Here is a 4,651-nt window from a genome sequence, read left to right as displayed (position 1 = left end):
ATAATATGATGAAAATTCCTGCATGAAAATGAGTAGTAAATGGGATTTTTTAATTTTTTTCAGTATCAAGTACTTAAAATAAAAAAAAAGGCCGTCCCATAGTTTGTTTTGAGACGGCCCCTATTTTTTTATTTTGTTCAAATTTCCATATTATAGGAATAATTAATGAAAAATTTTGTGCTTTTAAAAATATAGCAAGCTTTTTTTTAGTTAATTGTACAATATTGGCAGGCAGGCATAAAAACCACTGTGCTTCTTTTGGTTTGTAAATTAATTGCAAAATTAAGAATAGGTTGTTTAAAAGCCCATACTATGAGCTATCGCCTCATGTAATCCATATATAGATGCAACATCATATAAAAAGTGTGCTATCATGATTGGCAAAAGCGAATGTGTTTTTATATACAGGTAAGCCCATAACGCTCCCCAAAGAGCTGCTTCCATCCAGGTGCCAGGTCCCATTGACCAGTGAATGGCAACAAACAAAAGCGTTGATGATATTACAAGGACAAATGTATTTGACGTAAGTGTTTTAAGCAGGTGTATGGCAATGCCGCGGTAAATTATTTCTTCATAGATGCCAGCAGTTATTGAAAGATACAACACATATAAAAATACATAGAATGGTTTCCACTGTGGAAGCGGAAAGTACCAGAAAGAGGGAATAGATATGCCATGGTGTTTTTGTGCATATATAAATGCAATGGTAATACCAGTGTAGACAACAAACACAAAAGTAAAAAGCACAACACCCCACAACCACTGCTTAACCTGTTTTAGATTAATTCCTAAACTGCTCCACGAAAACCATCCTGCCTCATAGGTCACATACAAAAGTGTACTTTGCCAGCCAATGTATATCAGCACATCAATCACAAGGTTGAGTTTTGTTGCATCTTTTGGTACAAGCGGCAGGTACAGGTCGTTGAGCAAAAGTGGAGATGCCAGCACGAGTAAGCGTATAATAACAGTTGTTATTTTCATGATTGGGTTCCTTGATAATTATAGGTTATAATAAAACTCAACAGGCTGCAATTCAGGTGATTCCATCTTCTTCTGTATAACAAAAAATGAGCGAATATGCAAGCACAAATCGCATTTGTTCAAATAACTTTCGTCAGCAACAAAACCTTCCTGCTGTGCTAATCTATATAAACCAGCAATACCATCATAGTACAATGTTGTAATGAAAGGGTAGGTGGTGTCAATTTCTTTCCCAATATCGTCCGCTTGTATTGCAAGCCCACTACAAAGCCCTGGAATATAGTTGCCATAAACATCAAAATGAAAGTGGCTTGTATTGGTAAGCTCATGGCATGGTGGGCTTGCAAGTATTTCTTCAATGGGTTTTGTGCGATAGTAACTTTTGAAAAGCTTAACTGCTCTGCCACCATAGTGAATCCAGTACCTGTGAGGGATTGATGCAACATATCCTTTGCCAAAATATGATTCATATTCTTCAAGAGAGTGAGTACGGGAACTATCGAACACCGATAAATCCCCGTAAAAATCCATTACCCACGGGAAGACATGGATGCCAGTAGCGCTGCATGCAGCTATCAGTGCTTTTGTTTTTTCAAATGGTACAAACTCGTTGTGAAACGGGCTTATGGAAATGAGCAGAGTATGAACACCATGGTGTTTCAACTGTTGCAGAATATCTCGTTTATTAGGATTATACCACGATGCATTGGTTTCAATGTATTCAATATCTATGCCATAGCTTGTTATGATATCAATGGCTTCAAGAAGCTTATCAACCTGTAAAAACGGTTCACCCCCACCAACGTGAATACTGGTACAACCGTTTTTCAGTAAAACAGCACACACAGAGTGAAGCGTATTGGTGTGTATGTATGTTTTATCACGCTGTGGAGAGCAGCCATACAGACAATGCCTGCAACGCGATGAACATGAATAGTTGGTAATGACGCCACCAGACACAAGATGGGGAATAGATAACGACATGTTATCCTCGTGGCTTAACCTTCCATGTAAATGCTAACAGTACAATTGAAAGCACTGTGCAAGCAACAATAGTATACAGCACAATGTTCCAGCGGCTGACTATATCAAGAGTTGCACTGAAGTGATCAAGGATGACGCCAAAACCTTTTGCCTGAGCTGTTCGTCCTAAATAGCCAAACATGCCAATAAAACCTGCTGCTGTGCCTACAGCTTTTTTGTTGGTAAGATCAAGCCCCATAACACCAAGCATCATCACGGGGGGATACACAAAAAAACCAATCACCGAAAACATTGCATAATAAAACCACTTGCTGGTATGTGGGTATACCACGATAGCATAAAATGCAAGGACCACAGGAATCATGCAAAGTAAACTTACCATACCGCGGCGCCCCTGCAGCTTGTCCGAAATCCAGCCAAACAGTATGGTTGATGGGATACCAGCAAACTCCAGTATCATGACGCTGAATCCGCCCGAGGTGATATCTGCGCCTTTGACCTCGCGCAAAAACATTGGGCCCCAGTCAAGCATACTATAGCGGGCTATGTAAACAAAAAAGTTTGCAATAGCTACTACCCATAAAAGTTTATTTTTTAGTATGAAATCCACAAAGAGCACTTTAGTTGAAAGCTCTACCTCACAATGCAGTGGTGCTTGGGGGGGATAATCATTGCGGTATTCTTCAATGGGTGGTAATCCCACTGATTGTGGTGTATCGCGCAGCCGCCACAGTAAATATACGGCACATATAATGGCGATAGTTCCTGGAACAAAAAAAGCATTTTGCAAGCCAAAATGACTTGCAGCGTATGCAGCCAGTACTCCTGCAATACCACCACCAATGTTGTGTGCTATATTCCAGATTGAGAAGATGGTGCCACGTTCACTGACGCTGAACCAGTGGCCAATTGCTCTTCCGCACGGAGGCCAACCAGCACCCTGAATAAATCCGTTTAATGCCCACAGCCAGAAATGTACACTGTAATTGTGGCATGCACCAAATGCAAAGTTTAATAGCGCGGTGAGCACCAGCCCAAACGGCATAAAAGTGCGTACGTTACTTCGATCAGATACTGAGCCAAGCAAAAATTTACCCAAACCATAGGCAAAAGCACTTACGGCTAAGATACTGCCAATTTGCGAATGATCATAGCCAAAAACTGCCTGCATGTCCTTGGCAACAGTGGATAAGTTGTTGCGAACAATGTAAAATGTGGCATATCCAATAAACGTTGCTTCCAGGATATTCCAGCGCAATCTTGGATATAACTTTTTCACTTTTTCAGGTGGAAGTTGTGGTTTGGGTGGCGGTGGTGTAAACAGTGAACGTAGTTTCATAGTGAGTTCCTTGTAAGGTAACATTTTTAGTGTATGAATAGATGTTATACATATATATTTGTAAATGTAAATATAATTTTACCATGCCGATCTGATTTTACATCACTAATTATCATAATCACAAACGTATAAATAAAATGTTAAATAGCGTAAACTTCTTTAAAGTATAATATTTTTTCAAGGAATAATTCATGAACAACTATAAAAAATTATTATTGATATTTATCATATGGTAATTGTATCTATTCAATAGTAGAATATATTACAATAATTAATGAGATAATACCGGCCACACAATGAAAATAACGAAAAAACGTAAAGATGGGTTAAAACGACAATCCGAAATAATGCTCATTGCATTGGAGTTATTTTCAAAAAAAGGATACCACGATACAAAACTTGAAGATATCTTAAAAAAGGCTGGAATAGCCAGAGGCACTTTTTATCTTCATTTTAATGGGAAAGATGACTTATTGCATATGATTGTTGATTCTCACCTGGAGGAAATGTACAGAGTCATAAGTGTGCTTGATATCTCAATGGATAAACCAATTGAAGAAATAAGTTTATTATATATAACTATCGCACAAAAACTTATTAATGATAGAAGATTTAAAATGTTTATCCGCATTATGCTCAAAGAAGCAATTGGGCTTGATAAAATATTATTACAAAAACTCAATAATTTTTATAACAAAATAATTACAATGTCAGCAGAATATATTGCTAAAGCTCAGCAAAAAGGAAGAATAATAAGCTCTATTGATCCGCTTTTTACTTCAATGTGCATAATTGGATCCATCAAAGAACTGGTATTTCAGTGGGCGGTAAATGATGATTCATTGGATATTGAAAAAGGAATTTTAACTGCGGTTACTGTATATTTCCGTGGTATGATTAACAACTGATATTTATTACTTGACTAAAAAGTGATATTTAGAATTGTATGAAAAAAGTGTACATATTGTTATATATTCAACATCTTAACAGGAAAAATGTAAACAGGTTATGAAACTATCTGAAATCAAGGAATTGCTTAATGCAGATGTGATAGTTGGCGAAGAAATGCTGAATAGTGTTGAAGTTGACACAGCATTTGCATCTGACCTTTTAAGCGACGTACTGGCGTATGCAAAAGAAAGGGCATTATTTATTACTGGTCTTACTAACCCACAGGTTATCAGGACTGTTGAAGTCCTTGACCTTATTGGTGTGGTATTTGTACGGGGCAAGGTGCCTCAAATGGACACAGTAGAGCTTGCAAAGCGTAAAAATATACCATTACTCAGGACCAAATGCATAATGTTTGAAACCTGCGGAAGGTTATATGGTGCAGGGATAAAA

5 protein-coding genes are annotated in these 4,651 nt (G+C 37.7%); 2 read left to right on the top strand and 3 right to left on the bottom strand.

Annotated features, from left to right (window positions below):
• Positions 1–297 precede the first annotated feature (297 nt).
• Genes AB1444_16190 through AB1444_16180 form a run of 3 tightly spaced genes read right to left on the bottom strand, consistent with a single transcriptional unit; the run spans position 298 to position 3,307 of the window.
• Positions 298–984: a CPBP family intramembrane glutamic endopeptidase gene (locus tag AB1444_16190; protein ID MEW6528196.1), complete on the bottom strand. Its 687-nt coding sequence runs from the start codon at positions 982–984 to the stop codon at positions 298–300.
• A gap of 18 nt (positions 985–1,002) precedes the next feature.
• A complete protein-coding gene (locus AB1444_16185; GenBank protein MEW6528195.1) occupies positions 1,003–1,968 on the bottom strand; it encodes a radical SAM protein in 966 nt (321 codons plus the stop codon).
• Between the two features lies 1 nt (position 1,969).
• Positions 1,970–3,307, bottom strand: a complete 1,338-nt coding sequence (locus AB1444_16180; protein ID MEW6528194.1) for an MFS transporter — start codon at positions 3,305–3,307, stop codon at positions 1,970–1,972.
• Positions 3,308–3,603: 296 nt separating this feature from the next.
• On the opposite strand from AB1444_16180, the gene AB1444_16175 reads away from it, so the two are divergent.
• Both AB1444_16175 and AB1444_16170 read left to right on the top strand, forming a co-directional pair.
• Positions 3,604–4,215, top strand: coding sequence for a TetR/AcrR family transcriptional regulator (locus AB1444_16175; GenBank protein ID MEW6528193.1), 612 nt, complete (start codon positions 3,604–3,606; stop codon positions 4,213–4,215).
• Between the two features lie 100 nt (positions 4,216–4,315).
• The coding region (locus AB1444_16170) for a DRTGG domain-containing protein (GenBank protein ID MEW6528192.1) at positions 4,316–4,651 on the top strand (336 nt) is incomplete at its 3' end.

The organism is Spirochaetota bacterium, from assembly GCA_040756435.1.
In the GTDB taxonomy this organism is placed as follows: Bacteria; Spirochaetota; UBA4802; order UBA4802; family UB4802; genus UBA4802.
This window is presented reverse-complemented; position numbering and strand designations above follow the sequence as displayed.